This is a genomic window from Cupriavidus sp. 05T42, from assembly GCF_056396345.1.
On the sequence record NZ_JBFTLH010000023.1, the window covers coordinates 64,255 to 89,066 of the forward strand.

The following is a 24,812-nucleotide window of genomic DNA, read 5'->3' on the forward strand; positions in this document are numbered from 1 at the left end:
TGCTCGGGGACAATTGCATTCCCATTGCAATTAGGAAGTGGCCCCGAGCGATTTCATTGATCGCGTCGCATTCAAGAGAATTGCTATAGACGTTGGTGATCGCATTGCGTCAGCCTTTTGGCTTTTGCCAGGAAGGGAGACGTAAGGTGAAGCAAAACGACGCGCCGAATGCAAGGCCATGCGGGCACATCCTGCATACGGATCCACCTCTCTACGTGCTCGTCACGTACTGCCCGCAGCGCGCTCAACCGGACTTCGTCCGGGCCTCCTGCGAGGCCATCGACGAGACCTATCATGGGCGTCCTGGCAATGCCCTGACGGTTTTTCTGTCGCCGTTCGATGCCTATCTGTCTGCGGCATACATCTCGCAACCCGGCGAGCCGTATCACGTCGTGCACGCCGCTCGTTTCGACCCGCGCGAACTGATCCACACCAACGGCGGCAAACTCCATATTTCCCTTCATTGCGGTTTCGGGGCTCACGACGGGCGACTCGTCAGACGGCGTGCGGGCAGTATCGTGACGCTCTCGGCGGAACAATCCTGGGACATTGATTCCCACAACGTCAGTGCCGTCGATATCAACCTCACGGATCATGACCTCAAGGGATATCAAAGCCTTCGAGACGCTGCAGGACTCTTCGCGCACGCGGAATCCCACGCGCCGTTCCTGAGCCTGCCTCACCCGGCAAGGGCGCAGGCCGTCGGGCGCGCCATTGCTTGCATGGAAGGCACCGTGGATCTGTCGCACAAGGCGAACCAGTGCGCGATTTATGATCCGGAAGCCGGCGCATGGCATTTCGTCCCCATCGGCGTGTTCTTCGACGCCCAGAATGAGGAGGCGTGCCCATCATGACATCGGCCGATACGCGTTACTTGATCGGGGAAGGTGACAAGACTGGAACAGGCGGTTATCAGTCCGCCAGCAGCACGTCGACCAATATGGGGAAGCGCATTGCGTTGGAAGGAGACTATGCGAGCTGCCCCGCCTGCAAGGCTGGCGGTCCCGTCTATAACGACTGCGACCCGCGATGGTACGAGAACGGAAAAGCCGTGCTCGTCGAGGGCGCCCGGGTCTTCTGTCAATGCAAGGAGAAGCCGCGTGTTTTTGCCTCGCAACGCACGATGTCCACTGAGGTGGTCAGCGGGAATACTGGTGCTACCGCGCCGACGGTCCTGTCTCCTTCGCAATGGGTAGATGCAAGCCGTCACAAAGCCAGCCATAGGGACACCGCGACGGCGCTGGCAGATCATCCCACGCTGATCTGCCCGAACATGACCAATGACGCCTTCGCCGCGCTCGCGATGGATCTATGCGCGATTCTCGTGGCTCGCACCGAGGCACGACTGGCGGAATTGCGCCGCTGGGATGCCGAAGCCAGACGCAATGTTCAAACGTGGTTTGGCGTTACGGATAGCCGGACACGCGAGACGCTGAGCAGTGGGTTGGGCCGGATGCTGGCCGTATTCAGGCGCTTGCGGCCGGCCAATTTCGTACGGTACTCGCCTTCGGCGCTTGAGTTTGTTGGCTGTGTTTCCAAGCCGGACGCAGAAAAGCGCGGCGTCGTTGCGGCTGTTTGCAAACCGGACGTCAAGACCCATACGATTGCCATAGCATTGAATTTCTGCGAGATGCCGGATGACCATGACCGCAAAGACTCTCAACTCCTCACCTTGGCACATGAGGTCTCACATTTCCACGACACCATGGATACGGAGGATCATCACTATTTCCTCTGGAATGCCATCGCGCTTGCGCGCGCCAGGCATCCCGCATGCATCACGAACGCAGACAACGTGGCGGGGTATGTTGTCGTACATGGCCCGATCCCTGATAGTTTTGGCGTTGGTATGCGGTAGCGCCATCGCAATGGCATGCAAGCCGGGCGAGCAGTTCAACGCGAGGTTTTCCACCGAGGCCGATCAGTTAGCCGGTGCGGAGGCTGGCAGGCTAGGTGCCTGGGTTGCGGAGCTGCAGCGCAGCTACCCAAAACGCGATCTGTTCATCCTGGTGAGCTATGTAAAGGAACGGGGAGCATCCGAGGCCATTGCGGAGCGGCGCGCCGACTGGATAAAGGATTTCCTTGTCAGCATGGGCGAGGAGCCGAAGACCATCGTCTACGGCGGGGCGACGGTGCGCCTGAATCCGACAGGGCGGGACTACAGCGGCGCCACCGATTCCTCTGTCGCCATCGAATTTGGGCCGGGGTGCCCGAATCGATGCTGCGGAGCGCTGCGCGAGTAATTGGGCGCCAGCGGCGCTTGAATGCCGACGGTTTTCTCCCCTCGCCCTTCGGGAGAGGGGCGGGGGAGAGGGCAGGCGGTTCAACCTGCCCCGCCGCTTACTTCTTCGTCACCTTCGCATCGGCCTTGTTGCCGGTCGCCTCGTTGTACCGTTCGACATATTCCTCGAACAGTTTCCGGATCGAGCGGCCGATCTTCACGTAGTCGGACTCGTTCAGGTTCGCCAGCGATACCCGGCCGGACGGGTGCTGCGTGCCGAAGCCCCGGCCGGGCAGCAGGACCACGCCGGCTTCCTCGGCCAGGCGGAACAGCAGTTCCACCGGCTCGGCCGAGCCCAGCACCCACTTCACGAACTCCGGCCCGATGGCCTTGCCGCCCAGTTGCTCGATGTCGAGCAGGGTGTAGTAATCCACCGCATTCGGGTCGTCCGCGTTCTCCGGCGCGATGCCGATCTCGCGGAACAGGGCGGCCTTGCGGTTGCGGATGAGCCGCTTCATCGCCTGCTTGTAGGCGTCCGGCGTGTCCATCAGCGAGAACAGCGAGAACAGCACCATCTGCACCTGCTGCGGCGTGGAGAGCCCTGCCGTGTGGTTCAGGGCCACGGTACGGCTGTCCGCCACGATGCGGTCGATGAACTTGAGCTGGTCCGGCGTGGTGGTGATGGAGTTGTAGCGCTTGTGCAGTGCCTTGCGCTGCGCCTCCGGCAGCTTGGCCAGCTGCTCGTCGAAGATGTTCTCGCGGTGCGTGGCAATCACGCCCAGCCGCCAGCCTGTGGCGCCGAAATACTTCGAGAACGAGTACACCAGGATGGTGTTGCGCKGGCAGAGCGCGAACAGCGAGACGAAGTTATCGGCAAACGTGCCGTACACGTCATCGGTGAGGATGATCAGGTCCGGGCGGGATTCGACGATGGAGGCCAGGTACTCCAGGCTCTCGTCGCTCATCCGCACGGACGGCGGGTTGCTCGGGTTGACCAGGAAGAAGGCCTTGACCTTGGGGTCGCGCAGCTTGTCCAACTCCTGCTTGGAGTACTGCCAGCCCGCCTTCGGGTCGGCATCGACCATCAGCTCCACGAGCTGGTAGTCGTTCAGCTCGGGGATCTCGATATAGGGCGTGAAGATCGGCATGCCCAGCGCGATGGTGTCGCCGGCCTTGATCAGGTGGTTCTCGCGGAACGAGTTGAACAGGTAGGTCATGGCGGCCGTGCCGCCTTCCACCGCGAACAGGTCGAACTCGCCGATGAACGGATGGTCGCCGATCATCTCCTTGCGGATGTACTGGCCGACGACGACCTCGGACAGCTTCAGCATGCGGTCCGGCACCGGGTAGTTGCAGGCCAGGATGCCTTCGCACATCTCGTACAGGAAATCCCCGGCGTTCAGGCCGAGCTGGTCGCGCACGTAGGACACCGCGCCGGCCAGAAACTTCACGCCGGGCACGTTCTCGAATTCGCGGGCGAAGAGGTCGAAACGCTCCTCGATGCCATCCCGCCGCGGAAAGCCGCCCACGCCCTCGGGCATGTACGAGAACGACCGCTCCGACTCGCGCATCGCGAACAGCCCAAGCTGCCAGAAGCCATGGCGTGGCACGGTGGCCAGGAAGTTCGGATTGCCGCGCCCGGCGTTGAGCATCAGGCGGTTGGCGTCGCCGCTGGCCAGCTGGATCAGTTCGTCCTTGAGTTCGAACGGCGACAGGCTGGAGAGTTTTGCAAGATCCGGTTTGCTCATCAATCGCTCCTTCAGGAAATCAGACCAGTCCGACCACGAGCGGACCCAGCAGGGTCAGCAGCACGTTGGCCAGCGCGTAGGTGATGGCGAACGGCACGGTGGGCACCGGGCTCTCCGCCTTGTCGAGGATGCCGCCGAAGGCGGGGTTGGCGCTGCGCGAGCCAGACAGCGCGCCGGCCAGCAGCGCGGCGTTGTCGTAGCGCAGCACGTAGCGGCCGAACAGCATGGTCAGGAACAGCGGCAGCAGGGTGACCACGGCGCCGAGCAGGAAGATGGTCACGCCACTGTCGCGCAGTGTGTGCACGGCCTGCAGGCCCGAGTTGATACCGACGATGGCCACGAAGGCGGCCAGGCCGAAGTCCTTCAGCAGCTGGCACGCGGCCGTCGGCATGGCGCCGTACATCGGATGCTTGGACCGCGCCCAGCCGAACACCAGGCCGGACAGCAGCGCGCCGCCGCCCGAGCCCAGCGTAAGCGGGATATCGCCGATGCGCACTACCAGCAGGCCGATCAGCAGGCCCACCAGCACGCCGGTGCCGAAGTAGACGAAATCGGTCTTCTCGCTCGGCACCAGCTCGTAGCCGGCGCGCTCGGCGGCGCGCCTGGTGTCCGCCGGGGTGCCGTAGAAGGTGATGATGTCGCCGTGCTGGAGCTTCAGGTCGGGCAGGATCGGCAGCGCGTGGTCGTAGCGCTCGATGCGTTCCAGGTACACGCCGTGCCGCATCTCGCGCTCCACGCCGGCCACGATCTCGCCCAGCGGCTTGTTGTTCATGCCGGTGGCCGTGAACACCGCGCGGCGGGTCTGCATGACCATGCCCATGCCTTCCGCATCGGCAATTTCCTCGCCGATCTGGAGCGCCGTGGGCACCATGGCGTCGCGTCGGCCCACCAGCAGCACGACGTCGGCCTCGTTCAGCACCGTGTCCTGCTTGAACTCGAGCGCCTTGCCGCCGCGCTGGATCTTCTCCACCGTGACGAGGTCCTCGCCGCCCATCTCGATCTGGGCCACGGTCTTGCCCGCCGCCCCGCCCACGCGGAACAGCCGGCCCACCAGCCGGGGCAGCGCGCCGGCCTGGCCCGGCCCGAACTGCGGCAGGCCGCCGTGCATGGACGCCTCCACCTTCTTCGAGTCAGTMTTCAGGTCGCTGCCCATGAAGCGGGGCAGGATGTTCACGCAGACGATGATCGCGCCGAGCGAGCCGAACACATAGGTCACCGCGTAGCCTATCGCCACGTTGGCCTGCATGATCTTCACCTGGTCCGGCGGCAGGCCGAGCTTGGTGATGGCGTCCCCGGCCGTGCCGATGATGGCCGACTGGGTCATGCCGCCCGCCGCCAGCCCCGCCGCGATGCCCTTGTCGAGGTGGAAGATCTTGGCCAGCACCACCACCGTGACGAGCCCCGCCACGGCCATGAACACCGCCATGGCGATTTCCCGCAGCGAACTGCGGTTCAGCGAGTTGAAGAACTGCGGGCCGCTTTCATAGCCCACCGCGTAGATGAAGACCGCGAACATCACGGCCTTCACGCCGTTGTCGATCTCCACGCCCACCTGGCTGATGATCACGGCCGCCAGCAATGAGCCGGCCACGCCACCCAGCTGGAACTTGCCGAACGTGATCTTGCCGATGGCGTACCCGACCGCCAGCGACAGGAACAGCGCCGACTCGGGTGATTTCTGGAAGATGGTATGCAACCAATCCATGGGACCTCCTGAAACGCGACACAGGGTCAAAGTTTTGACGGGGAACGGCAGGGGGTGTGTGACGCAGCGGGAGGCGAACTGGGAGGGCGRGTGAAATCCATGGCGCGGCGGGGGCTCCTCGTCGGACGCCTGCCGGGGGCGGCAGACGTGAAGGATTATCCGCGTGGCGTTATTCAGCCCGTACTGAATTGTTTTGGATGCGTATTAAACGCATTGGAGGAATGTGACGAATCGGACGCCGCGCCGGGGGTGGCGCCGGCGTCGCAAATCATTACTTGCCGCTGGCAAGCCGCTCCTGGATATGCTGGGCGCGCTGGGCCGAGCCCGGGTGCGAGCTGAGCATGCTGGACTGGCCGCCATCGAGCGTCGCCATCTTCTGGAACGCGGTGACCAGCGCCTGGCGGTTAGCGCCATTCCTGGTCAGCAGGTCGAACGAGTAGTCGTCGGCGGCGCTTTCCTGGCGCTGGGAGAACTGCGCGTTGACGAACTGCTCGCCGATGGCGGCCAGTTGCGACGAGGACAGCGCGGTCAGCGTGGCGTTGCCGGTGGCGCCGAGCAGCCCGCGCGCGGCGGCGGTGGTGTAGGCCACCTGCATGGCCGACTTGGTGTGGCCGAGCGCCACGTGGCCGACCTCGTGGCCGAGCACGCCGCGGACCTCGTCGTCGCTCATCATGTCCATCAGCCCGCTGTAGACGCGCACGCAGCCGTTGGCCATGGCCCAGGCGTTGACGTCCTTGGTCACGTAGACCTTGGCGTCCAGCGGCAGGCCGGTGTTCTGCAGGCCACTCATGACCGTGGCCAGCCGCTTGGTGTAGGGGCTGTCGGCCGGGGCGAGCGTGTTCTTCTTGTCCATCTCGGCGCAGGACTGGTCGGAGAGTTGCTTGACGCTCATGTCGGAGAGCGTGGCGGCGGTGAACAGGCTGCCGCCGGCCTGCGTCAGGCTGTTCATGTCGGCACCGGCGCAGCCGGCGAGCAGCAGCGCGCAGCCAAGGGCCGCGCTGGCCGATGCGGCGGGGGCGGTGAAGCGGTTCATAGTCTTCCCTGAGTCGTCAAATGTCATGGCATGCAGACAACATCCACGGGGGATGCGGCGCAGGGAAAGGATAGGCAAGCCGGCGGGGGGCTGGCTAGTGGAGTTCGTCCGACATGGCTGACGGCGGGTGGCTCAGGTAAACCGCTCGTGCAGCACCATCACGGACAGCCGCTTGTTCTTCCAGTACATGTCGTGGATGCGCGGGCGCAGCAGCTGGAGCGCGTCCGCATCCACTGCGTGGAAGGTCAGCATGACCGAGGGGCGCGAGCCGTCGCCCTCGATATGCTCGATCTCGTCCGGCGCCGGAATGCCGTACTTGCCGAGGAAGGCGAGCAGTTCCTCGTCGGTGGTGCCATCCGGTACGTTGGTCAGCATGAATAGGGCCATGATCGCGCCTCCTGGCGGAACCGGGTGAATGGCGGGTCGGCGGTGCCCGCAATCGAACCTTAGCCCCACGCGCCGCGCGCGGCAACCGGGGCGGGCCCAAAGGCCAATCTGTTTCCCTTTGCCTCCGCCCGGCAAAGCCACCACACTGTAAGCGGAACGCTCCCTGTTTCTCCCCTGCCAGAGGAGGGCCGCGCATGAGCAAGTCATCGAAGAAGGGCAAGGACCGCGCGCCGGAGGACTCGTACCCGTCTCCGCCGCCGCCGCCGCCGGAGGCGGGCGCGCGCATGTCGAACAAGGACTATCTCGCGGCGCTGCGCGAACTCCATGTGGAGCTGGTCAAGCTCCAGCAATGGGTGGTGCAGAGCGGCAGCAAGATCTGCATCGTCTTCGAGGGGCGCGACGGCGCCGGCAAGGGCGGCACGATCAAGGCGCTGACCGAGCGCGTGAGCCCGCGCATCTTCCGCGTGGTGGCACTGCCCGCCCCGACCGACCGCGAGAAGAGCCAGATGTACGTGCAGCGCTACCTGCCGCACCTGCCGGCCGCCGGCGAGATCGTCATCTTCGACCGCAGCTGGTACAACCGCGCCGGCGTGGAGCGCGTGATGGGTTTCTGCACGCCGGACGACGTGGAGAGCTTCCTGCGCTCCGTGCCGCTGGTGGAGCGCGCCATCATCGCCTCCGGCGTGATCCTGATCAAGTACTGGCTCGAAGTGAGCCAGGCCGAGCAGACCCGGCGGCTCCAGGCGCGCATCCACGATGGCCGCAAGACCTGGAAGCTGACCGGCATGGACCTGAAGTCCTACAGCCGCTGGTACGACTATTCGCGTGCGCGCGACGCCATGTTCGCCGCCACGGACACCCCCGACACGCCCTGGTACGTGGCCGATTCGAACGACAAGCGGCGCGCGCGCCTGAACATCATCAGCGACCTGCTGGATCGGATTCCGTACCAGGCGCCGGCGCGCAAGCCGCCCAAGCTGCCCGAGCGCCAGAAGCGCGGCGGCTACCGCGAGTCGGACCACCCGTTCCGCCATATCGCCACGCGGTACTGACGATATTGACGATACCGGCGCCGCCAGGGCGCTGGCACGCGGAGGGCGCGCATGAAAGCCGATGGAGCGCTGCACGGGTGGATGCCGGCCTGGCTGGCCGGCTATCGCCGCGAATGGCTGCGGCCCGATGTGGTCGCGGGCCTGGGTGCGGCGGCCGTGGTCATTCCGAAGTCGCTCGCCTACGCCACCATCGCCGGGCTGCCGGTGCAGGTGGGTCTGTACACGGCCTGCGTGCCGATGGCGATCTACGCGCTGCTCGGCACCTCGCGGCTGCTCAGCGTGAGCACCACTACCACGCTGGCGATCCTGGCCGGCGCGGCGCTGGCGCAGGTGGCTGCCGCCGATCCTTCGGCAAACCTGCTGGTGGCCTCGGCCACGCTGGCCCTGCTGGTGGGGCTGGTGCTGGGGACCGCGTGCGCGCTGCGGCTCGGCTTCGTCGCGGACTTCATCTCGGAGCCGGTGTTGGTGGGCTTCAAGGCCGGCATCGGCATCGTCATTGTGGTCGACCAGATTCCCAAGCTGCTCGGCATCCATTTCGCCAAGGGGTCGTTCCCGCACAACGTGTGGGCGATCGTGCAGGGCGCGCCGCATGCGTCGATGCCGACGTTGGCGATTGCGCTCGTCACCCTCGCCCTGCTGGCGTTCATGGTCTGGCGCCTGCCCCGGGCGCCGGCGCCGCTGATTGCGGTGGCGCTCGGCGTGGCGGCCGTGGCGCTGCTGGACCTGCCGGCGCGCGGCGTGGAGATCGTCGGGCGGGTGCCCACGGGGCTGCCGGCGGTGATGCTGCCGGACCTGTCGATGGTGGCCACGCTGTGGCCGTCCGCGCTCGGCATCGCGCTGATGAGCTTMACCGAGACCATCGCCGCCGGCCGGGCCTTTGCGCACGAGCGCGAGCCGCCGCCGCAGCCGAACCGCGAACTGCTGGCCACGGGGCTCGCCAATGCCGGCGGTGCCCTGCTCGGGGCGATGGTGGCCGGTGGCGGCACCAGCCAGACCGCTGTKAACCAGCGCGCCGGGGCACGCTCGCAACTCGCCGCGCTGGTCACGGCCGGCGCCGCGCTCGGCACCATGCTGCTGCTGGCGCCGGTGATCGGCCTGATGCCCAATGCCACGCTGGCCGCCGTGGTTATCGTCTATTCGATCGGGCTGATCGATCCGGCCGAGTTCCGCGCCATCCGCAAGATTCGGCGCATGGAGTTCGTGTGGGCGCTCGTCGCCATGGCTGGCGTGGTGGGGCTGGGCACGCTGCAGGGCATTCTCGTGGCGATCATCGTGTCGCTGCTGGCGCTGGCCTACCAGGCGGCCGACCCGCCGCTGTACGTGCTGGCCCGCAAGCGCGGCACCAATGTGTTCCGGCCGCTCTCGCCGGAGCATGCCGGTGACGAGGTCTTCGCCGGGCTGCTGATCCTGCGGCCCGAAGGGCGCGTGTTCTTCGCCAATGCGCGGCGGTTGGGTCAGCGCATGCGCCAGCACGTGACGGAGGATATGCCGCGCGTGGTGCTGCTCGACCTTTCCGGTGTGATCGATCTCGAATACACGGCGCTCAAGATGCTGATCGAGGCCGAGCGCGCGCTGGGGGAGCAGGGCGTGTCGCTGTGGCTGGCCGGGCTGAACCCCGAGGTGCTGGCGATGGTGCGCCGCGCCACGCTGGCCGACGCGCTGGGCGCGCACCGGATGTTCGCCACGCTCGAACAGGCGCTGGTCCGGTTTCAGTCGCCGGAAACTTCGTCGCCGGCGGCTTCGTCGTCGTAAGCCGTCTCGTCAGGCGGCCCCGGCACCCGCGTGGCGGCCTGCGCGCGCCATGCCGAGGGCGCCATGCCGAACTCCCCCGTGAACCAGCGCGTGAACGTGCTCGGTGAGCCGTAGCCGAGCAGCACCGCCACCTGCGCCAGCGGCACCCGGGGGTTCTCCACATGGCGCGGGGCCTGCTCGCGCCGCACCGCGTGCAGGATGTCGTGGAAGCTCGCGCCTTCGTCGCCGAGCGCGCGCTGCAGCGTGCGCAGGCTCATGCCGAGCCCTTGGGCGACGGAAGCACCGGTGGCGCGGCCCATCGGCAACAGCAGGGCGATGGCGCCGCGTACCTCATGGGCGACGGTCGGCGCGGCGGGCCGGGGCAGCGCCTCCACCACGCGCTGGGCGTGGCGCGCCATGGCCGGATCGGCGCCCGGATTCGGCACGTCGAGGTCGACGGCGCGGCAGACGATGCCGTTGTACTCGTCGTTGAAGGCCAGCCCGCAGCGGAACAGTCGCCGGTGCACGCTCTCGTCGGCAGGCGCCGGGTGCGTGAAGCACACGCGCAGCGGCTGCCAGCGTGCGCCAAGCAGCGCGTTGCAGAGGCGGAAGACCACGCCCATCGCCAGTTCGCCGGCCTGGCGCGAGGGCGCCTCGCCCACCACTTCCACGCGGATGATGACCGAGCTGCCGGCGTCTTCGAGCAGCATCGCCACGGATTCGTTGACCAGATGGCGGTAGCGGATGATGGTGGCCAGCGCCGCGCGCAGGTTGGGCTGGTGGGCGATCAGCAGGCTGATGACGCCGAAGTCCGCCAGCTGGCGCGACTCGGCCATGCGCAGCGCGAAGTTGTCGCAGCCGCTGGCTGCCGCCGCGTCCTCGAGCAGCGTCACGCAGGCGGCCATCGGCACACGGAAGTCCGGATCGGCCAGCAGGGTGCGCTTGAGGCCGGCCTGGCGCAGCAGGGGCTGCACATTGAGCCCGCGCGCCTCCGCCACTTCAAAGAAATTGGTAAGCGCCGCGGCGCGTATCCGTGTATCCAAGCCGTCTCCCCCTGGCTGAGTGTCCGGTGTGATCCCGGGCATCCGTGCGCCGATGATAGGCGCGGGTGGCGCGAATTGCAAAGTCGATGGAAGGAATTGTCACGCGTGCCGCGACCCCCCGGGCCTACATTGGGCTCAACGCGGCGCAAGGTGTGCCGCTCCGCCTGACAGGAGAGTTGGCATGGCAAGAATCGTACGCATGATGGAAACGGGTGGCCCCGAGGTACTGCGGCTGGAAGAGGTGGAAGTGGGCGATCCCGGCCCGGGCCAGGTCCGCATCCGGCACGTGGCTGTCGGCCTGAACTACGCCGATACCTACTTCCGCAACGGCACGTATCCGGTGCCGCTGCCGTCCGGCATGGGCGTGGAAGCGGCTGGCGTGATCCAGGCCGTGGGCGAGGGCGTGCGCAACGTCGCCGTGGGCGACCGCGTGACCTACACCGGCTTCCTGAACACGCTCGGCGCGTACAGCAGCGAGCGCATCATGCCGGCGGCGCCGCTGATCCGGCTGCCCGAGTCGATTGGCTTCGAGACCGCGGCCGCGATGACCATGCGCGGCCTGACCGCCGCCTACCTGATGCGCCGCATCCACGCGTTCCGGCCGGGCAACACCATCCTGCTGCACGCAGCCGCTGGCGGCGTGGGCTTGATCGTCTCGCAGTGGGCCAAGCTGCTCGGGCTGACGGTGATCGGCACGGTGTCCACCGATGCCAAGGCCGCCATCGCCGCCGCCCATGGCTGCGACTACACCATCAACTACAGCCATGAGGATGTGGCCCAGCGCGTACGCGAGCTGACCGACGGGCAGGGCGTGGACGTGGTGTTCGACAGCGTCGGCAAGACCACCTTCATGTCCTCGCTGGACTCGCTGCGTCGGCGCGGCACGCTGGTCTGCGTCGGCACGGCTTCCGGCCCGATCCCGCCGTTCGACCCGGTGCTGCTGGCGATGAAGGGCTCGCTGTTCGTCACGCGCCCGGCGCTGGCCGACTACATCGCCGATCCGGCCGAGAAGGCGGAGCTGGCGGGCGAACTGTTCGACCACGTCGGCGCCGGCCGCATCGGCATCGAGATCCACCAGACCTATGCCCTCGAAGATGCCGTGCAGGCGCACCGCGACCTCGAGTCGCGCCGCACGACCGGTTCGTCGATTTTCGTGATTTGAAGGAGACCGCCATGCGAGTGGAACCCCTGACCTGCCATATCGGCGCCGAACTGTCCGGCGTCAACCTGGGCGAGGCGTCGCGCGATGCCGGCCTGTTTGCCGAGATCAAGTCGGCGCTGCTCCAGCACAAGGTGCTGTTCCTGCGCGACCAGGACATCACCCGGGCCGAGCACGTGGCCTTCGCGCGCCGCTTTGGCGAGCTGGAGGACCACCCGGTGGTCGGCAGCGACCCGGAGCACCCCGGCCTGGTGCGCATCTACAAGTCGCCCGACAGCAAGGTGGAGCACTACGAGAACTCGTTCCACTGCGACGCCACCTGGCGCGCCGCGCCGCCGATGGGCTGCGTGCTGCGCTGCGTGGAAACCCCGCCCGTGGGCGGCGACACGATCTGGGTGAACATGGCCGAGGCGTACCGCCGGCTGCCGGACGACATCAAGATCCGCATTCACGGCCTTCGCGCCAAGCACAGCATCGAGCACACCTTCGGCGCCAATATGCCGCCGGAGAAGCGCGCCGCCCTGGCGGCCCAGTTCCCGATGGTGGAGCACCCGGTGGTGCGCATCCACCCGGAAACCAGCGAGCCCGTGCTGTTCGTCAACGCCTTCACCTCGCACTTCGTCAACTATCACCGGGGCGACACCGTCCGCTTCGGCAAGGACTTCATGCCCGGCTCGGGCGACCTGCTGCAATACCTGTGCGCGCAGGCCGAGGTTCCCGAGTTCCAGGTGCGCTGGCGCTGGACGCGCAACAGCGTGGCGATCTGGGACAACCGCTGCACGCAGCACTACGCCGTGCAGGATTACGCGCCTACCGTGCGCAAGATGGAGCGCGCCGGCATCGTCGGTGACGTGCCTTACTGACTGACCGCGAGATGCCTCACATGACAGATTTCAAGACCGATGCCCGCATCGTCTCCACCCCTTCGGCCTACGCCTACCCGCTGCTGGTCAGCCAGTTGCTCGTCAACGCGCTGAGCCTGAGCCCGGAGCAGGAGATCACCTACCAGGGCACCACACGCTACACCTACCGGGCGTTCCGCGGCCGCATCGGCCAGCTGGCCTCGGCGCTGGGCGCGCTGGGTGCCCGCCACGGCAGCACCGTGGCCGTGATGGACTGGGACAGCCACCGCTACCTGGAATGCTATTTCGGCGTGCCGATGATGGGCGCCACGCTGTTCACCGTGAACGTGCGGCTTTCGCCGGCGCAGATCCTGTACACGCTCAACGACTCGCAGGCCGAGATCGTGCTCGTGCACCGTGACTTCCTGCCGCTGCTCGAGGAGATCCGCGACCAGCTAACCGGCGTCAAGCGCTTCGTGCTGATGGCCGATGGCGAGCCGGCGCCGGCCACCACGCTGCCGCTCGACGGCGAGTACGAGGCGCTGCTCGCGGCGGCCTCGCCGGACTACCCGTTCGCGGAGTTCGACGAGAACACCCGCGCGGCGATGTTCTACACCACCGGCACCACGGGCGACCCCAAGGGCGTGTCGTACAGCCATCGTCATATCGTGCTGCACGCGCTGACCACGGCCACCACGCTGTGCTCACCGCGTACGGGCCAGCGCCTGCACCGCGAAGACGTGTACATGCCGATCACGCCGATGTTCCACGTGCTGGCGTGGGGCATCCCGTACGTGGCCATCCTGCTGGGGCTGAAGACGGTGCTGCCGGGCCGCTACGTGCCGGCGCAGCTGCTGGCGCTGCGTGCGTCCGAGGGCGTGACGTTCTCGCACTGCGTGCCGACCATCCTCCAGATGCTGCTGCAGACCGCCGGCGAGACCGGGCAGGACCTGTCCGACTGGCGCGTCATCATCGGCGGCTCGGCCCTCCAGCCGGCGCTGTGCGCGGCGGCGCTCGATGCCGGCATCGACGTGTTCTCGGGCTACGGCATGTCCGAGACCGGGCCGATCGTCGCGCTGGCCCAGCTCGCGCCCGGTGTCCGTCCGGCCAGCCGCGAAGCCGAGATCGCCATGCGCTGCGCCACGGGGCGACCGGTGGCGATGGTCGACTTCCGTATCGTGGACGAACAGATGCGCGACGTGCCGCACGATGGCCGCCACCAGGGCGAGATCGTGCTGCGCGCGCCGTACCTGACCGAGTCGTACCACGGCAAGCCGGAGGCCTCCGAAGCGCTGTGGGCCGGCGGCTACCTGCATACGCAGGACATCGCCGTGATGGGCGCGGATGGCGGCGTCCGCATCGTCGACCGCATCAAGGACGTGATCAAGACCGGCGGCGAGTGGGTGTCGTCGCTCGAGGTGGAGGGGCTGGTGGCGCAGGTGCCCGGCGTGCGCGAGTGCGCAGTGATCGGCGTGCAGGACGCACGCTGGGGCGAGCGGCCGATGGCCTTCGTGGTTGGCCAGCCCGGCCACGCGGTGGATGCGGCCGATATCCGCCAGCGCCTGCTGGACCATGTGGCCGGCAACCGCCTCAGCAAGTTCGCCGTGCCGGAGGCGGACCGCATCGTCTTCGTGGCGGAGATCCCCAAGACCAGCGTCGGCAAGATCAACAAGAAGCAGCTGCGCGAGTCCGCGCAAGGCTGACCCCGGCCGGGGGAGGAGAGCAGCAAAAAGGCCAGCCGCGAGGCTGGCCTTACTCATTGCCCGATCGGATCGGGCGGGATTGGATCAAGGCTGGATATTGAACGTCTTCACGATGCCTGCGTTGCGGTCGAACTCGGCGCGCACGGACTGGCTCAGTTGCGGTAGCGGCAGTTCGGCGATGGGCTCGTAGCCGAGGGCTTCCATGCGGGCGCGGACCTTGGGGGTCTGCGCGGCCTTGTCGACGGCGGTCTGGATCTTGCGCGCCAGGTCTTCCGGCATCTGGCCCGAGGCCACCACGCCGATCCAGTTGCTGAAGTCGACGTCCGGATAGCCGAGTTCGGCGAAGGTCGGCACGTCAGGCAGYAGTGGCGAGCGCGTCTTGGCGGCCAGCGCGTAGGGCTGGAGCTTGCMGGCCTTGATCAGCGGCAGCGAGGTGACCATGCCGTCGTACATCACGGCGATCTGGCCGCCCATGACTTGCGTCAGGGCCGGGCCGGAACCCGCGAACGGCACGTGCTGGAGGTCGATGCCGGTCTTCTGGTTGACGATCATCCCCGCGTAGTGAGAGGCCGTGCCGGCGCTGTACGAAGCAAAGCCGAGCTTGCCCGGATGCGCCTTGGCGTAGCTGACCAGGCTCTTGAAGTCCTTGGCCGGCAGTTGCGGCGCGCCGACCATCAGCAACCGCGAACGCGCGATGGCGGCCACGGGGCGGATGTCCTTGAGCGGATCGAAGTTGCTTTTCAGCACGTGCGGGATCTCGGTCAGCACGTTGCTGGCCGTGACCATGATKGTCTGGCCATCGGCCGGTGCGGCGATCAGCGTGTGGATGGCGATGCCGCCGCCCGCGCCGGGCTTGTTGTCGACCACGACCGGCTGGCCGAGATCGGCGGAAAGCTGCTCCGCCAGCAGGCGGGCGACCACGTCCATGGTGCCGCCAGCGGGGGCCGGCACGAGCATGCGTACCGGCTTGTTGGTCCACGCAAACGCGGCCGGCATGGCCAGCGCGAGCAGGACAGCCACGGCGGTGCGCCGCGGTATCAGGTGGGCAAGGCGTTGGGCCATGCTTGTCTCCGTTCGATGTATTGGAATAGTAGGGCAGGCACGCTCAGGCGGCGTGTCTTGTTCCCGTATTGCAGGGGTTGCAGGGGCTGCAGGTATTGCCGGAACTGCTGGAACTGCCGGGATTGCGGCGCTGGGCGATGGCCGCCAGCGTGGCGGCGCGCTCCAGCAGCGTCATGCGGGGCCAGCGGCCGATCTCCAGGGGGGTACGGCGACACCCCTGGCAGAACTGGCCGGACAGGTCCATGCGGCAGATATTGATGCAGGGATCGGTCAGTGCGTCCATGTCGTGCGTCAGCCAGTATCAGGCGGGACGGCGCGGCAGGTTGCGCTCGCCGGCCCGGCGGTTCGGGGCCATGCCGTGCGCGCGCAGCGTCTCTTCGGCGCTGTCGTACCAGGTGCCGATGCGGTAGATCGCGCGGGCTTCCTTGCCGGTGGCGATCTCGCGGCCCAGTTCCTTGGCCACGCGCACGCACTGCTGGATCTGCTGCACCGAACTCATGCGATTGCCGTGCTGGTCGATGATGGTGTCCTCGATGCCGCAGCGCGGGTGCAGGCCCATCGCCATCGCCATCATGTTGAACGGCAGCACGTTCTTGAGCAGCGACTCGGCCGTCAGCGTGCAGCCATCCGGCGCGCGGTGGATGAAGTTGAAGAAGTTGAACGGGTTGGGGCCGTCGAAGCCGCCGCCGATGCCGATCCAGGTCAGGTTCAGCGGACCCAGGTAGACCCCGGCGCGCACCAGGCGCTCGAGCGTCTCCAGCGCATGCATGCCGGTCAGCTGGAAGTGCGGCTGCACGCCGGCGCGTTGCAGGCGGCGCAGGTGCTCGGCCACCCAGGCCGGGCCGGCCGGCACGGTCATCTCGCTGTAGGCCGCCTGGTACGCCGGGTTCTCGAGCGAGGTGCCCGCGACGTACTCGGGGTACAGCAGCTCCATGATGTTCATCTGCGTGGTGTTGATGGCCACGGTCACCTGGTCGGGCTTCGGCGTGAGTTCGGCCAGCATGTGGCGCGTGTCGTCCGAGAGCCATTTGGCGGATTCGCCTTCGTCTTCCGGTGCGAACGAGATCGACCCGCCCACCTGGATGATCATGTCCGGCACGGCCTTGCGCACGCCGGCGATCAGCTCGTTGAACTTGGACAGGCGCTTGGAGCCCTTGCCGTCGAGTTCGCGCACGTGCAGGTGCAGCACGGTGGCGCCGGCTTCGTAGCAATCCACGGCTTTCTGGATCTGGGCTTCCATGGTGACGGGGATGTCTTCCGGGAAGTCTTCGGGCATCCACTCGGGGCCGTACGGCGCCACGGTGATGACCACTTTGTCCATGGTCTCGGGGTGAAGGGAATCGTCAAGAAATTGCATGTTGTCTCCTCGCTGGGTGCGGTGGGAATGTGCGGACGGCACGCGGGGCGCCGGTGTCCGAAGTATCGGCCAGCGGGTATACGCGGTTTGACATGACGGGACATTGAATTAACCTGTGGGGACACCCCGGGAAAGCACGCATCCATCCTTCTATGTGCCTATGTCCTATACGTTGCGCGGCGCCAGCCTGACCCATTACGTGGATGTGGCGCGGGCCGTCGGGCTCGACCCCTACCAGCAGTTGCGCGCGGCGCGCATCGCCCGTTCCGCGTTGCTGGATCCCGACTTGCGCATCCGGGCCGAACTGGTCGGCGGGCTGCTCGATGCCTCGGCGCAAGCGGCCGGCGTGGACGACTTTGGCCTGCGCATGGCGGCGCTGCGCGAGTTCTCGAACCTGGGCCCGCTGGCCTTCGTGGTGCGCGAGGCACCCACGCTGCGCGAGGCGCTGGTGTCGATGGTTCGCTATATGGACCTGCAGAACGAGGCGCTGGGGATGTGGGTGGAAGAGGCGGGGCCGCTGGTAGTGATCCGGCTGCAGATTCTGAGCGAGCGGCCCGGCACGATGCGCCAGGCCTCCGATCTCGCAGTGGGGGTGATGTTCCGCATGCTGCGGCTGTTCCTGGGCACCGGGTGGCGGCCGCGCAGCATCAGTTTCACGCACGCGGCGCCGGCCAGCACGGCCACGTCGCTGCAGCTGTTCGGCATGCCGGCGGACTACGGGCAGGATTTCGATGGCATCGTCTGCCAGGCGGCGGACCTGGAGGCGCCGCTGCCATCCTACGACCCGGTGATGGCGCGGCAGGTGAAGCAGTACCTCGGCACGCTGCTGGCGCAGTCGTCCGCGACGATGCAGGACCAGGTGCGCAAGCTGATCTACGCGCTGCTGCCCACCGGCCTGTGCACGGTGGACCGCGTGGCCCAGCACCTCAGCGTGGATCGGCGCACCGTGCACCGGCGGCTGGCCCAGGAAAAGACGACGTATTCCGATGTGCTCGATGCGGMGCGCGCGGACCTCGTGCTGCGCTACATCGACAACGCCACGCGGCCACTCTCGGAAGTGGCCACGCTGCTTGGGTTTTCATCGCTCAGTGCTTTTTCGCGCTGGTTCTGCGGCCGCTTCGGCTGTAGCGTCACGGCCAGGCGCATGGGCAAGGCGGAGGCAAAAACGACCACCGCCGGCTGAGGGGCTGGCGGCGGTTTGAGCACGGGGCTCAGAAGCGGTGGCGGATGCCCACGGCGGCGCCGATCATCGACCGTTCGCCATTGCCCAGCGCGTAGCTGTTGCCGAGCGAGAGGCTGTTGGCGTAGACCGTGGCCAGCGATTCGAGCATCAGGCCGGCATTCTTGGCGTAGGCGGTGGTCAGGTACACGTCCGTGCGCTTGGAGAACGCGTAGTTGGCCACGAAGCCGATCTGCCACGGGTTGGCGAGCTGCGTCGCGCCGGCCAGGCTCTTGAGATCGTCGTAGTGATACTCGAGCGTCAGGCCGACGGCCGGCGTGAGTTGGTAGAGCGCGCCGATCCAGTACAGGTCGTCGCGCTGGATCACCGTGCCGCCCGCGTTCTTGTTCTGGCCCCAGCGGTAGCCGGCCATGATCTTGGCATCGCCAAAGCCGTAGCTGCCGCCGATGGCCGCCTTGCGCAGCGTGCCGCTGCTGGTGCCGATGGTCGGGTTCCACTGGTCATAGCCGACGGTGACCCCGAACGGGCCGGCCGCGTAGGCCACGGCCGCGCCGTAGGCGGTGTCGCGCCGGAACGAGCCCGGCACTTCGCCGTTGCCGCCGATCGGCGTGGCCACACCCACCGTGGCCGGCAGCGCCAGGCCGGTGCCGAAGGACCAGTGCGCCAGCGCCGTGACCGGGCCGAACTGGCCCGTGTACTTGATGGTGTTGTCTTCGCGGAAGTTGGCGCCCGACTGCAGCACCACCGGCTCGTACTGGGTGGCGTAGGCGGTGGGCGAGAAGTTGGCGAGCGCCTCGAACATCGACGTGTACTGGCGCCCGAAGGTGATCTGCCCGAGTCCCGTGCGCTGCAGGCCGACAAACGCCTGACGTCCGAACATCCGGCCCGACTGCTGCAGCGTGCCCGAGTCCAGGCTGAAGCCCGACTCCAGCACGAACATGGCCTTCGCGCCGCCACCGAGGTCCTCGGTGCCGCGAATACCCCAACGGGAGCCGGCKAGGCCGCCCGAGTTCATGCGTACCACGTCGTGACCCTGCCCGCGGTTGAACTGGTTCGTGGCGACCGGCACCGCGCCCACGTGATTCGCGTATTCGACGTTCACGTCGGCCACGCCATATAGCGTGACCGCCGATTGTGCTTGTACTGCACCCGTTCCCGCAGTGGTCATCAGCGCCGCTGCGGCAATATTCCTGGCCTTCATGTTGTCTCCGTGTCTCGGTTCGAGTTATGTGCAACCGGGTCGGAGTATTGGCGGAACGGGCGCTGCCGATTTKACTGTCGGGGACAATCCTTTTTCATTTCGGGACAGATCGGGAAAACGCGAACCTGCCCTGCAGGACGGGCGCGGCAGTCACTTCACAACTGCGATTCGATGGGAAACAGCCCCATGAACCACACGCCGACGCGCCGCAGCACGGAGGACTCGGGCTCCGTGGTCAGCGGGGCGGCGTCCGGGTTCGCCTCGTCGATCCAGATCAGTTGGCGGCCCCGTTCGGGGTCGTCCTCCTCCGCGAGCCGCCACGCAATGCGCCCCAGATTCGGCAGGATCGCGCCGGCCACCTGCGCGGCCAGCGCCGGGCTCACGCAGACCACGCCCAGCTCCGTGTTGAGCTGCACCGAGCGCGGGTCCAGGTTCATCGAGCCGATAAAGACGGCGCTGTCGTCGGCCACGAAGGTCTTGGCGTGCAGCGACGCGCGCGAGCTGCCGAACGCCGACAGCTTGGTATTGCCCGATTTGGTCGATTTTGCCGATGTTCCCGCCGCGGCTTCGGGGTCGTGCATCGGCTTGACCTCGTACAGCACCACGCCCATGCGCAGCAGCGTCTCGCGGTAGCGCTTGTAGCCGGCGTGCACGGCGGCCACGTCGGTGGCGGCGAGCGAGTTGGTCAGCACCGTCACGGCCACGCCGCGCTCGCGCAGCGTGCGCAGCCACGCCACGCCGGCCTCGCCGGGCACGAAGTAGGGCGAGACGATCAGCAGCGTGCGCTGCGGCTGCACGTCCAGCGCGCGCAACTGGGGCACCAGATGGCCGGCCGTGTCCTCGGCAGCGCGCGTGATCTTGCCGGGATCGTCGTAGAGCAGCKCGGCGCGGYCCCATGCGGCGACGGCGGGCGGCTCGGCGAGTACCTGCTGGAGCCGCTCGCGCGCGTGCACGGCGTAGGGGTGGTCCTGTTGGGCCGCCGCCAGCGCATCCAGCCGCTCGCGTAGCGCGGCCACGGCTTCCGGGTCGGCGCTGCGGCCGGTCAGCGTGCCCACCGGATAGGCCGCCTCGCTGTTCCAGTAGGCGTCGAACGCGCCGGAGACCTCGCGCACGATGGGGCCGTGCGTCAGCACGTCCAGATCGCCAAAGCTGACGGCGGGCGATGCGCCGAAGTACTCGTCGCCGATATTGCGCCCGCCGACGATGGCGGCCTGGTTATCGGCGATCAGCGCCTTGTTGTGCATGCGCCGGTTCACGCGCGAGAAGTCCAGCAGCGCGCCCGCACGCCGGAAGGCGCGGCTGGCCACCGGGTTGAAGATGCGCACCTCGATGGCTGGATGGGCGTCCACGGCCAGCAGCAGGTTGTCGTCGGCGCCCACGCCGATGTCGTCCAGCAGCACGCGCACGCGCACGCCCCGGTCCGCCGCGCGCAGCACGGCATGGGCCAGGGATCGGCCGGTGGCGTCGTCGTGCCAGATGTAGTACTGGAGGTCGAGCGAGCGCTCGGCCTTTTCCGTCAGCAGCACGCGGGCGATCAGCGCGTCGACGTTGTCCGCCAGCAGGTGGAAGGCGCTCTGGTCTGGCGGGTCAGGGCGACGCTGCGCGGCGAGGCGGCCGAGCGTGGTTTGCGCGGTGTCTGTCATCGCGTGGCTCGGTTCACCGTCCGCCGGGGGCAGGCTGGCGCAGCCGGACAGCAGCGCGGCTGCCACCATCGTGACCATCGCCACCCGGGCCAGCACGCGTGCGGCAGCGGTCATGCATGTCTCCCGGGGAAGGGCAGGCCGCCCGCGCTGGCCAAGTCCAAAGGCCAATACAAATTGGCGCCGACGGCGTCGAGAATGGGAATGCTTGCCCCGGGAAAAGCAAGCGTTACGGCTACGCAAGAGGTGCTACGAACATAGTCCGGCATCGCGGAGATTGCAAACCGCTTCCCGGAGAGAGGAGGCAGCCATGGCTCGTTGGCTCGAGCGACTGATGTCCTGCGCGCGCGTTCTGGTCGCCGTGGCGTGGCTTGCCATGTTCACCGCACCCGGTGTCCCGGCGGCGCAGACCCCTGCACCCGCCGCGCCGCCGGCATCCACCGCGCCTGCGGCGCCGACCTTCAAGCCCGAGGAACTCGAGTCCCTCGTGGCGCCGATCGCGCTCTATCCCGATTCCGTGCTCTCCCAGGTGCTCATGGCGTCCACGTATCCGCTCGAGATCGTGTATGCGGCGCGCTGGGTCAAGGCCAATCCCAATGTGAAGGGCGACGCCGCGGTCAAGGCCGTGGAGAACCAGCCCTGGGATGTCAGCGTGAAGTCTCTGGTGGCCTTCCCGCAGGTGCTGGAGCCGATGAGCGACAAGCTGGACTGGACGCAGAAGCTCGGCGACGCGTTCCTGGCCCAGGAGCGCGATGTGCTGGCGGCGGTGCAGCGCCTGCGCGCCCGCGCCCGGGACTCGGGCAACCTCAAGACCAACGAGCAGCAGAAGGTGTCGGTGGAGCCAGGGCCCGCGCCGGTGCAGGGCCAGCCGCCACCGGTCGCCGAGACCATCATCCGCGTCGAGCCGGCCAATCCCCAGGTGATCTATGTACCGGCCTACAACCCCACCGTGGTCTACGGCTCATGGGGCTATCCGAGCTATCCGCCGTACTACTGGCCCCCGTATCCGGCCTACTACCCGGGGGCGGCGCTGGCCACCGGCTTCGCCTGGGGCGTGGGGCTGGCAGCGGCGGGCGCCATCTTCGGCGGCTGCAACTGGGGCGGCGGCGATGTGAATATCGACGTCAACCGGGCCACCAATATCGACCGCAATTTCGACCGCACCAAGGTGCAGGGCGGCGGCAAGTGGCAGCACGATTCCAGTCACCGGCAGGGCGTGTCGTACCGGGACAACGCTTCGCGCGAGAAGTACGGCAAGAACTCGGGCGGGGCGGACCGCCGCAGCGACTATCGCGGCAGGGAGGGTGGACGTGATGGTGGCCGTGAGAGCGGACGTGAGGGTGGGCGCGATGGTGGCCGTGACGGCGGACGCGATGGCGTCGGCGGCGATCGGGCAACAGCTTCTGATCGGTCAGCAAACCGGGGCGACCGGCAAGGGGGCGACCGGGGCGACCGCCAAGGCGCCGGCGGCGACCGCGCGCAGGCCAGCAATCGACAAGCCAGCGACCGCAGCCTGAGCACGGACCGTGGCCGGGGCGACATGGGCTCGGGCAGCGGGGCAGGCCGGGACAATGCCTTCCAGGGCGTAGGMGGCGGGCAAAGTGCGCAGCGCGACATGGACCGTGGCCGCGCCAGCTCGCAGCAATCGAACTTTGGCGGCGGGCACGCCAGCAKCCGTGGAACCGGCGGCGGTGGCGGTAGTCACGCGGGCAGCCGTGGCGGCGGGGGAGGCGGCGGCTTCGGCGGCGGCGGTGGCCGTGGCGGCGGTGGGGGTGGCCGTGGTGGTGGCGGCGGCAGGCGCTGAAAAGGGGAGACGATGACCGCGCGATCAACGCACCGCCTGGGGCGGCTTGCCGGAAGGGCCCGCTGGATGGCGGCCACGACAGCCATCGTGATGGCCTTGACATGGCCATGGCCGGGCCCGGCGTGGGCTGCCAGCCAGCGGCATTTCCCATCGCCCGAAGCCGCCATGCTGGCATTTGGCGACGCCGTGGCGACCAGCGACGACGCCGCGCTGGGCACCCTGCTCGGTAGCGACTACCGGCGCCTGATCCCGCCCGTTGGCGCGGACGCGCGCTACCGCTTCCTGAGTGCCTGGAGTGTGTCGCACAAGATACTTCCCGAGGGTGCCGACCGCGCCCTTGTGGCGGTGGGCGACGATGGCTGGACCTTGCCGGTGCCGCTGGTGAAGTCGGCGCAGGGGTGGTACTTCAACGTGCCCGAGGGCGTGGACGAGATGCGCGTGCGGCGTATCGGGCGCAATGAGCTGGCTGTCATCCAGACCATGCTGGCGGTCTGCGACGCCCAGCGCGAATACGCCAGCGTCGATCATGACGGCGACGGCGTGCTGGTCTATGCCGGCAAGCTGTCCAGCTCGCCCGGCAAGCGCGACGGCCTGTACTGGCCCACGGGCGGCGGCGAGCCGCCGAGCCCGCTCGGCCCCGCCTTCCTGGCTGTCGGCAAGGGCAATACCACGCAGGACGGCTACTACGGCTATCGCTATAAATTGTTGACGGCACAAGGACCGGCGGCGCCCGGCGGTGCCTACGACTACGTGGTCAACGGCCGGCTGTTCGGCGGCTTTGCCATCGTGGCGTGGCCCGTGCGATACGGCGATACCGGCGTCAAGAGCTTCATGGTCAACCACGAGGGCCAGGTGTACGAAGCCGACCTCGGTCCCAACAGCGCGGCGCGCGCGCAGGCCATGACCCGCTTCGATCCTGGCCCGGGATGGGCCAAGACGGCCCCCTGAGCCTCCGGCGCCGCCCCCGCAGGGCGGCGTCCGTGTGCAGGAAGAGATTGCAATTGCGCAGGCCGCCCACTAATGTGAAAGCCGACCATACATAGATCACGAATCTGGCGAATTCGCTTTGTCGTCTTTCTTGACGATTCCTGGCCTTATCCGGGGTGCAGCGCAACGTATATCCGGGCGCAGTACGCGCAGATCGCGCAGTCAGCAAAACATGGACGCACAAGCTCCAGGGGGTAACTGCCATGAATCGTCGTTCGTTCACGACCCTGCTCGGCGTGGCCGCACTGGCCAGTCTCAACGCCGCCTGTACCACCTCTTCCGGTTCCGCCTCGGATAACGCCAGCAAACGCAAGGAAATCGACGCGGGCGCGGACGGCGCGCTGAACCGGCTCTATGGCTCGGTCAACGGCTCGCAGGCCCTGGCCAGCAAGGCCACCGGGATTCTCGTCTTTCCCAAGATCATCGCCGCCGGGCTGGGTATCGGCGGCGAGTACGGGGAGGGCGTGCTCCGCACTGCCGGCCAGCCGGCGGGCTACTACCGCACCTCCACCGCGGCCTTCGGGCTGATTGCCGGCGCGCAGTCCAAGATGATGGTGATGATGTTCATGACGCCGGAAGCCTTGCAGAAGTTCCAGCAAAGCAAGGGCTGGACGGCCGGGGTGGACGGCTCCGTCGCGGTGGCGCAGGTCGGCGCCAACGGGCTGATCGACACCAACACGGCGCGCGCGCCGATCGTCGCCTTCGTGGTGACGAATGCCGGCCTGATGGCGAACCTCTCGCTGGAAGGCACCAAGATCAGCAAGCTCGACATCTAGTCGGGCCGCGGAGAGACCGCATGAGCCGATCCCCCCGGATTCCACATGGGACGACGTGGCTGTTGGCAGTGGCCAGCGTGGCCGCCGGCTGCGCAGTGGCGGACGCGCTGTGGCGCGCATTGCCGCACAAGCGCGCCCCGCCGCGCGCGCCGGCGCCGCGCACCGGGCGGCTGCGGCGGCG

Annotated in this window: 22 protein-coding genes; 12 read left to right on the forward strand and 10 right to left on the reverse strand. The window is 67.6% G+C overall.

Annotated elements, in window-relative coordinates; all coding sequences use genetic code 11:
- Positions 1-146: 146 nt before the first annotated feature.
- The 3 genes from AC1EJR_RS23805 to AC1EJR_RS23815 are packed head-to-tail and all read left to right on the forward strand — an operon-like array spanning position 147 to position 2,243.
- Positions 147-854: a hypothetical protein gene (locus AC1EJR_RS23805; RefSeq protein ID WP_441592335.1), complete on the forward strand. Its 708-nt coding sequence runs from the start codon at positions 147-149 to the stop codon at positions 852-854.
- Entirely contained in the window at positions 851-1,858 is a 1,008-nt protein-coding gene (locus AC1EJR_RS23810; RefSeq protein ID WP_441643874.1) for a M35 family metalloendopeptidase, read from the forward strand. The genes AC1EJR_RS23805 and AC1EJR_RS23810 overlap by 4 nt, the downstream gene beginning before the upstream one ends.
- 10 nt (positions 1,859-1,868) lie before the next feature.
- Entirely contained in the window at positions 1,869-2,243 is a 375-nt protein-coding gene (locus tag AC1EJR_RS23815; RefSeq protein ID WP_092300885.1) for a hypothetical protein, read from the forward strand.
- A gap of 97 nt (positions 2,244-2,340) precedes the next feature.
- On the opposite strand, the gene AC1EJR_RS23820 is transcribed toward AC1EJR_RS23815, so the two are convergent.
- The 4 genes from AC1EJR_RS23820 to AC1EJR_RS23835 all read right to left on the reverse strand — a co-directional run bounded on the left by AC1EJR_RS23820 (position 2,341) and on the right by AC1EJR_RS23835 (position 7,094).
- The gene (locus tag AC1EJR_RS23820; protein WP_477147645.1) at positions 2,341-3,969 is read right to left on the reverse strand and encodes a bifunctional aspartate transaminase/aspartate 4-decarboxylase; all 1,629 of its coding nucleotides are present in this window, start codon (positions 3,967-3,969) and stop codon (positions 2,341-2,343) included.
- A gap of 19 nt (positions 3,970-3,988) precedes the next feature.
- The gene (aspT, locus tag AC1EJR_RS23825) at positions 3,989-5,674 is read right to left on the reverse strand and encodes an aspartate-alanine antiporter (RefSeq protein WP_477147646.1); all 1,686 of its coding nucleotides are present in this window, start codon (positions 5,672-5,674) and stop codon (positions 3,989-3,991) included.
- Between the two features lie 271 nt (positions 5,675-5,945).
- Positions 5,946-6,707: a metalloprotease LoiP gene (loiP, locus tag AC1EJR_RS23830; RefSeq protein ID WP_092300876.1), complete on the reverse strand. Its 762-nt coding sequence runs from the start codon at positions 6,705-6,707 to the stop codon at positions 5,946-5,948.
- 132 nt (positions 6,708-6,839) lie between these two features.
- Positions 6,840-7,094, reverse strand: coding sequence for an RNA recognition motif domain-containing protein (locus AC1EJR_RS23835; protein WP_092300873.1), 255 nt, complete (start codon positions 7,092-7,094; stop codon positions 6,840-6,842).
- Positions 7,095-7,288: 194 nt separating this feature from the next.
- Here AC1EJR_RS23835 and ppk2 point away from each other — a divergent pair, with 194 nt between their 5' ends.
- Together ppk2 and AC1EJR_RS23845 are read left to right on the forward strand one after the other, a co-directional pair.
- A complete protein-coding gene (gene ppk2 / locus AC1EJR_RS23840) occupies positions 7,289-8,146 on the forward strand; it encodes a polyphosphate kinase 2 (protein ID WP_477108669.1) in 858 nt (285 codons plus the stop codon).
- A 51-nt stretch (positions 8,147-8,197) separates the two neighbouring features.
- A complete protein-coding gene (locus AC1EJR_RS23845; protein WP_477147647.1) occupies positions 8,198-9,898 on the forward strand; it encodes a SulP family inorganic anion transporter in 1,701 nt (566 codons plus the stop codon).
- Here the strand turns inward: AC1EJR_RS23845 and AC1EJR_RS23850 are convergent.
- Positions 9,856-10,920 (reverse strand): AraC family transcriptional regulator, encoded by a 1,065-nt coding sequence (locus AC1EJR_RS23850; RefSeq protein ID WP_218158059.1) that lies wholly within the window; start codon positions 10,918-10,920, stop codon positions 9,856-9,858. The genes AC1EJR_RS23845 and AC1EJR_RS23850 overlap by 43 nt on opposite strands.
- A 181-nt stretch (positions 10,921-11,101) precedes the next feature.
- On the opposite strand from AC1EJR_RS23850, the gene AC1EJR_RS23855 reads away from it, so the two are divergent.
- The 3 genes from AC1EJR_RS23855 to AC1EJR_RS23865 are packed head-to-tail and all read left to right on the forward strand — an operon-like array spanning position 11,102 to position 14,624.
- Complete coding sequence (locus AC1EJR_RS23855) at positions 11,102-12,082, forward strand: quinone oxidoreductase family protein (RefSeq protein ID WP_092300861.1); 981 nt, start codon at positions 11,102-11,104, stop codon at positions 12,080-12,082.
- Between the two features lie 11 nt (positions 12,083-12,093).
- On the forward strand, positions 12,094-12,942 hold the full coding sequence (locus AC1EJR_RS23860; protein ID WP_477113645.1) for a TauD/TfdA dioxygenase family protein: 849 nt from the start codon (positions 12,094-12,096) through the stop codon (positions 12,940-12,942).
- 20 nt (positions 12,943-12,962) lie between these two features.
- Positions 12,963-14,624: a fatty acid--CoA ligase gene (locus tag AC1EJR_RS23865; RefSeq protein ID WP_477113644.1), complete on the forward strand. Its 1,662-nt coding sequence runs from the start codon at positions 12,963-12,965 to the stop codon at positions 14,622-14,624.
- Between the two features lie 84 nt (positions 14,625-14,708).
- On the opposite strand, the gene AC1EJR_RS23870 is transcribed toward AC1EJR_RS23865, so the two are convergent.
- From AC1EJR_RS23870 to AC1EJR_RS23880, 3 genes are read right to left on the reverse strand one after another with little or no spacing between them, the layout of a single operon-like run.
- Positions 14,709-15,686, reverse strand: coding sequence for a Bug family tripartite tricarboxylate transporter substrate binding protein (locus AC1EJR_RS23870; protein WP_477147648.1), 978 nt, complete (start codon positions 15,684-15,686; stop codon positions 14,709-14,711).
- Between the two features lie 43 nt (positions 15,687-15,729).
- Entirely contained in the window at positions 15,730-15,969 is a 240-nt protein-coding gene (locus tag AC1EJR_RS23875; RefSeq protein WP_092300849.1) for a DUF1289 domain-containing protein, read from the reverse strand.
- Positions 15,970-15,987: 18 nt separating this feature from the next.
- Complete coding sequence (locus tag AC1EJR_RS23880) at positions 15,988-17,043, reverse strand: beta-keto acid cleavage family enzyme (protein ID WP_092300846.1); 1,056 nt, start codon at positions 17,041-17,043, stop codon at positions 15,988-15,990.
- 160 nt (positions 17,044-17,203) lie between these two features.
- On the opposite strand from AC1EJR_RS23880, the gene AC1EJR_RS23885 reads away from it, so the two are divergent.
- Positions 17,204-18,226 carry an AraC family transcriptional regulator gene (locus tag AC1EJR_RS23885; RefSeq protein WP_477147649.1) on the forward strand — a complete coding sequence of 341 codons (1,023 nt, stop codon included), beginning with the start codon at positions 17,204-17,206 and terminating at the stop codon, positions 18,224-18,226.
- A 28-nt stretch (positions 18,227-18,254) separates the two neighbouring features.
- On the opposite strand, the gene AC1EJR_RS23890 is transcribed toward AC1EJR_RS23885, so the two are convergent.
- Positions 18,255-19,424, reverse strand: a complete 1,170-nt coding sequence (locus tag AC1EJR_RS23890) for a porin (protein ID WP_092300840.1) — start codon at positions 19,422-19,424, stop codon at positions 18,255-18,257.
- A 155-nt stretch (positions 19,425-19,579) separates the two neighbouring features.
- Positions 19,580-21,181, reverse strand: coding sequence for a phospholipase D family protein (locus tag AC1EJR_RS23895; RefSeq protein ID WP_477147650.1), 1,602 nt, complete (start codon positions 21,179-21,181; stop codon positions 19,580-19,582).
- A 193-nt stretch (positions 21,182-21,374) separates the two neighbouring features.
- Here AC1EJR_RS23895 and AC1EJR_RS23900 point away from each other — a divergent pair, with 193 nt between their 5' ends.
- The 3 genes from AC1EJR_RS23900 to AC1EJR_RS23910 all read left to right on the forward strand — a co-directional run bounded on the left by AC1EJR_RS23900 (position 21,375) and on the right by AC1EJR_RS23910 (position 24,631).
- Positions 21,375-22,868 carry a DUF3300 domain-containing protein gene (locus AC1EJR_RS23900; protein ID WP_477147651.1) on the forward strand — a complete coding sequence of 498 codons (1,494 nt, stop codon included), beginning with the start codon at positions 21,375-21,377 and terminating at the stop codon, positions 22,866-22,868.
- A gap of 66 nt (positions 22,869-22,934) precedes the next feature.
- Positions 22,935-23,816 (forward strand): DUF2950 domain-containing protein, encoded by an 882-nt coding sequence (locus AC1EJR_RS23905; RefSeq protein ID WP_441592354.1) that lies wholly within the window; start codon positions 22,935-22,937, stop codon positions 23,814-23,816.
- A 242-nt stretch (positions 23,817-24,058) separates the two neighbouring features.
- On the forward strand, positions 24,059-24,631 hold the full coding sequence (locus AC1EJR_RS23910) for a BPSL1445 family SYLF domain-containing lipoprotein (RefSeq protein WP_477113641.1): 573 nt from the start codon (positions 24,059-24,061) through the stop codon (positions 24,629-24,631).
- Positions 24,632-24,812 lie beyond the last annotated feature (181 nt).

Excerpts from the sequence above, each read along its gene's own strand:
- AC1EJR_RS23810 (WP_441643874.1), top strand. The coding sequence starts at position 851 with ATGACATCGGCCGATACGCGTTACTTGATCGGGGAAGGTGACAAGACT.
- AC1EJR_RS23815 (WP_092300885.1), top strand. The coding sequence starts at position 1,869 with ATGGCATGCAAGCCGGGCGAGCAGTTCAACGCGAGGTTTTCCACCGAG.
- loiP (WP_092300876.1), bottom strand. The coding sequence starts at position 6,707 with ATGAACCGCTTCACCGCCCCCGCCGCATCGGCCAGCGCGGCCCTTGGC.
- AC1EJR_RS23835 (WP_092300873.1), bottom strand. The coding sequence starts at position 7,094 with ATGGCCCTATTCATGCTGACCAACGTACCGGATGGCACCACCGACGAG.
- ppk2 (WP_477108669.1), top strand. The coding sequence starts at position 7,289 with ATGAGCAAGTCATCGAAGAAGGGCAAGGACCGCGCGCCGGAGGACTCG.
- AC1EJR_RS23855 (WP_092300861.1), top strand. The coding sequence starts at position 11,102 with ATGGCAAGAATCGTACGCATGATGGAAACGGGTGGCCCCGAGGTACTG.
- AC1EJR_RS23860 (WP_477113645.1), top strand. The coding sequence starts at position 12,094 with ATGCGAGTGGAACCCCTGACCTGCCATATCGGCGCCGAACTGTCCGGC.
- AC1EJR_RS23865 (WP_477113644.1), top strand. The coding sequence starts at position 12,963 with ATGACAGATTTCAAGACCGATGCCCGCATCGTCTCCACCCCTTCGGCC.
- AC1EJR_RS23875 (WP_092300849.1), bottom strand. The coding sequence starts at position 15,969 with ATGGACGCACTGACCGATCCCTGCATCAATATCTGCCGCATGGACCTG.
- AC1EJR_RS23880 (WP_092300846.1), bottom strand. The coding sequence starts at position 17,043 with ATGCAATTTCTTGACGATTCCCTTCACCCCGAGACCATGGACAAAGTG.
- AC1EJR_RS23905 (WP_441592354.1), top strand. The coding sequence starts at position 22,935 with ATGGCGGCCACGACAGCCATCGTGATGGCCTTGACATGGCCATGGCCG.
- AC1EJR_RS23910 (WP_477113641.1), top strand. The coding sequence starts at position 24,059 with ATGAATCGTCGTTCGTTCACGACCCTGCTCGGCGTGGCCGCACTGGCC.